The following is a 3,921-nucleotide window of genomic DNA, read 5'->3' as shown; positions in this document are numbered from 1 at the left end:
GGGGGTGGCCTCGGGCAATGGGAAGGGGCAGATCTTCGTCAAGGGTGAGGTGATCAAGACCGTGCCCGAGTCGAAGATCGTGGAGACCCTGATCGACGAGGCCATGAAGATCGCCGAACAGATGGAGAAGGACGGCATCGCCTCCGGCGAACCCGAGGTCTCCGTCACCGGCTGACACCGCCCACCCCACCGCCCGCGCCCCGGCCACGGCCTCGCCCCGGCCACGCCCGCGCCCCGGCCACGGCCTCGCCGGGGAGCGCGGGCGGTGACCGGGACGGCCCCCGAGGTACAGTGCGGAGAATCGAATCTTCTGGCCCTCGGCCGCAACCGGTGAGGCATACCGACACGTGCTGACGACGTCCACCACCAGGGTGCTCGAGCCCCACGAGCTCGACGCGGCCCTCGCGGTCCTCGACCGCGACCCGATCTCCAACGCCTTCGTCGCCGCCCGCGTCCAGGTCGCCGGCCTGGACCCCTGGCGGCTCGGCGGCGAGATGTGGGGCTGGTACACCGGTGGCCGGCTCGAATCGCTCTGCTACGCCGGAGCCAACCTCGTCCCCATCTGCGCCACCCCCGAGGCCGTACGGGGCTTCGCCGAACGCGCCCTGAGGGCCGGCCGCCGCTGCTCCTCCATCGTCGGCCCCGCCGACACCACCGCCGAACTGTGGTCGCTGCTCGAACCCAGCTGGGGACCGGCCCGCGAGGTCCGCGCCCACCAGCCGCTCATGGCCACCACCTCCATGCCCGCCGACATAGCGCCCGACCCGCACGTCCGCCGCGTCCGCAAGGACGAAATGGACGTGATCATGCCCGCGTGCGTGGCGATGTTCACCGAGGAGGTCGGCGTCTCACCGCTCGCCGGCGACGGCGGGCTGCTCTACCAGGCCCGGGTCGCCGAACTCGTCGGCGCCGGACGGTCCTTCGCCCGCGTCGAGAACGGCCGGGTGGTCTTCAAGGCCGAGATCGGGGCCGCCACCCGCCACGCCTGCCAGATCCAGGGCGTCTGGGTCGCCCCCGAATTCCGCGGCCGCGGACTCTCGGAGACCGGCATGGCCGCCGTACTGCGCCACGCGCTCGGCGAGGTCGCGCCCGTCGCCAGCCTGTACGTCAACGACTTCAACACCGCCGCCCGCGCCGCCTACCGCCGCGTCGGCTTCCAGGAGGTCGGCGCCTTCATGAGTGTGCTGTTCTGATCGACGGCCCAGTAGGGTGCCGCCCATGGTGCATCTACCGGGCGAAGGACCACCCGACCCGCGGGGCGTCGTCGTCGGACCACTGGATCTGGCCGCGCGCGTGGACGAGGCCCTCGCCGTCCAGGCGGTCGCCTTCGGCCTCACCGACGAGGAAGCGGGCGTACGGCGCCACATCGTGCTGCGCCATCTCACCAACCCCGGCGCCCGCGCGCTGGGCGCCACCACCCGCGCCCGACGGCTCGTCGGCTTCGTCTACGGCATGCCCAACGACCGCACCCACTGGTGGTCCACCATCGTCGAGCCGTATCTGCGCGACCGCGGCCACGAGGACTGGCTGGACGACTCCTTCGTCATCACCGAACTCCACGTCCACCCCGACTACCAGCAGCGCGGCATCGGCCGCACGCTGATCACCGCCATCACCGACGGGGCGGCCCAGCCGCGCTCCATCCTCTCCGCGATCGACGTCGACAGCCCGGCCCGCCACCTCTACCACGCCCTCGGCTACCGCGACCTCGCCCGCCCGGTGCTCTTCCCCAGCGCGCCGACCCCCTACGCGGTCATGGGCGCCCCGCTCCCGCTGCGCCGCTGACCTCCCCGGAGCGCGGCGTCCCCCTGCGCCCCCGGCGTCCCCCTGCGTCCCCCTCCCGTCCCCCGGCGCATTTCCCGGCGCGCGGCGGCAGCGGCTAATCTCCTGGTCATCCCATCCCGTACGCAGGAGAAGAACCATGGCCCACGTCCAGCGCATGTCCACGTTGATGTTGAAGACGCTGCGCGAGGACCCGGCCGATGCCGAGACCGCCAGCCACAAGCTGCTCGTCCGCGCCGGCTACGTCCGCCGCACCTCCGCGGGCGTCTGGACCTGGCTGCCCATCGGCAAGAAGGTCCTGGAGAACGTGACGCGGATCATCCGCGAGGAGATGGACGCCATCGGCGGCCAGGAGGTCCTCCTGCCCGCCCTGCTGCCCCGCGAGCCCTACGAGGCCAGCGGCCGCTGGGACGAGTACGGCGACCTGCTGTTCCGGATCAAGGACCGCAAGGGCGCCGACTACCTCCTCGGCCCCACCCACGAGGAGATCTTCACCCAGACGGTCAAGGACCAGTGCACGTCCTACAAGGACCTGCCCGTGATCCTCTACCAGATCCAGACCAAGTACCGGGACGAGGCCCGCCCGCGCTCCGGCGTGCTGCGCGGCCGCGAGTTCCAGATGAAGGACTCGTACTCCTTCGACACCACCGACGAGGGCCTGGCCGAGTCCTACCGCCTGCACCGCCAGGCCTACCAGCGGATCTTCGAGCGCCTCGGCCTCGACTACCGCATCGTCTCCGCGATCTCCGGCGCGATGGGCGGCTCGGCCTCCGAGGAGTTCCTGGCCCCGGCCGCGGCCGGCGAGGACACCTTCGTGGACTGCCCGAACTGCGAGTACGCGGCCAACACCGAGGCCGTCACGGTGGCCGTCACCCCCGTCGACGGGTCCGCGCACGGCCCCGTCGAGGAGCTGGACACCCCCGACACCCCCACCATCGAGACCCTCGCCCGGCACCTCGACATCCCGGCCTCCGCCACCCTGAAGAACCTCCTCGTCAAGGTCGACGGCGAGATCACCGCCGTCGGCGTCCCCGGCGACCGCGAGGTGGACCTCGGCAAGCTCGCCGAGCACCTCGCCCCCGCCCAGGTCGAGGTCGTCACCGCCGAGGACTTCGCCGACCGCCCCGACCTGGTGCGCGGCTACATCGGCCCCCAGGGCCTGGCCGGCGAGTCCTTCCGCTACCTCGCCGACCCGCGCGTCGCCCCCGGCACCGCCTGGGTGACCGGCGCCAACAAGCCCGGCAAGCACGCGCGCAACGTGGTCTGCGGGCGGGATTTCGAGGTCGACCAGTACCTGGACGTCGTGGTCGTCGAGCCCGGCGACCCCTGCCCCCGCTGCGGCGCGGGCATCGAGCTGGACCGGGCCATCGAGATCGGCCACATCTTCCAGCTCGGCCGCAAGTACGCCGACACCTTCCAGCTCGACGTGCTCGGCCAGAACGGCAAGCCCGTCCGCGTCACCATGGGCTCGTACGGCATCGGCGTCTCCCGCGCCGTGGCCGCGCTCGCCGAGCAGACCCACGACGAGTCCGGCCTCTGCTGGCCCCGCGAGGTCGCCCCGGCCGACGTCCACATCGTCGCCGCGGGCAAGGCGCTCCAGACCGAGCTGGCCCTCGACCTCGCGGACAAGCTCGGCGCGGCGGGCGTACGCGTCATGGTCGACGACCGCGCCGGCGTCTCCCCGGGCGTGAAGTTCACCGACGCCGAGCTGATCGGCGTCCCGACGATCCTGGTCGTCGGCCGCGGCGCGAAGGACGGCCTGGTCGAACTCAAGGACCGCCGCACCGGCGAGCGCGAAGAACTCCCCACCGACGAGGCCCTCGCCCGCCTCACCGCCTGACCAGCCACGGCCCCGGCCCGCCCTGCCCGCCCGGCGGGCAGGGCGGGCGGCGGGCTGATGCCGCCGGACGGGACGTGGGCCGGGACGACAGGTACGGAGGCGGCGTGGGCGAGAGGGCGTGACGGCCGCGGGCCGACGCCCCCCGCCCGCCTTCCCCACCCGCCGGGCGGGGGTGGGCCGCCGCAGCACCGGCCGGGGGCGCGGCCCGCGGCTGCGGCGGCTGGAGACGGCGCCGCGTGCGCGGCGGTTGGTCAGCCGGTGCCCGGACCCGGCGGCGGCCCGAGCGCGCCCCCACGACG

The 3,921-nt window shown here is 73.4% G+C and carries 3 protein-coding genes and 1 pseudogene; all 4 read left to right on the top strand.

The features are described from left to right. Nucleotides 1-175: pseudogene (locus ABFY07_RS42440) on the top strand (flavodoxin-dependent (E)-4-hydroxy-3-methylbut-2-enyl-diphosphate synthase); the annotation flags it as partial. 172 nt (nucleotides 176-347) lie between these two features. Further along, nucleotides 348-1,193, top strand: a complete 846-nt coding sequence (locus ABFY07_RS42435) for a GNAT family N-acetyltransferase (protein ID WP_346179577.1) — start codon at nucleotides 348-350, stop codon at nucleotides 1,191-1,193. A 25-nt stretch (nucleotides 1,194-1,218) separates the two neighbouring features. Next, nucleotides 1,219-1,785 carry a GNAT family N-acetyltransferase gene (locus ABFY07_RS42430; protein WP_346179576.1) on the top strand — a complete coding sequence of 189 codons (567 nt, stop codon included), beginning with the start codon at nucleotides 1,219-1,221 and terminating at the stop codon, nucleotides 1,783-1,785. A 136-nt stretch (nucleotides 1,786-1,921) separates the two neighbouring features. After that, nucleotides 1,922-3,622, top strand: coding sequence for a proline--tRNA ligase (locus tag ABFY07_RS42425; RefSeq protein ID WP_065965255.1), 1,701 nt, complete (start codon nucleotides 1,922-1,924; stop codon nucleotides 3,620-3,622). Nucleotides 3,623-3,921 lie beyond the last annotated feature (299 nt).

It is taken from the genome of Streptomyces sparsogenes subsp. cuspidosporus (genome assembly GCF_039532705.1).
Lineage (GTDB): Bacteria > Actinomycetota > Actinomycetes > Streptomycetales > Streptomycetaceae > Streptomyces > Streptomyces sparsogenes.
Note: the sequence above shows the minus strand (reverse complement) of the source record. Positions and strands in the feature narration are given on the sequence as shown.

What these genes read in the sequence shown, in the direction of transcription:
- ABFY07_RS42430 (WP_346179576.1), top strand. Translation starts at nt 1,219, where the DNA reads ATGGTGCATCTACCGGGCGAAGGACCACCCGACCCGCGGGGCGTCGTC.
- ABFY07_RS42425 (WP_065965255.1), top strand. Translation starts at nt 1,922, where the DNA reads ATGGCCCACGTCCAGCGCATGTCCACGTTGATGTTGAAGACGCTGCGC.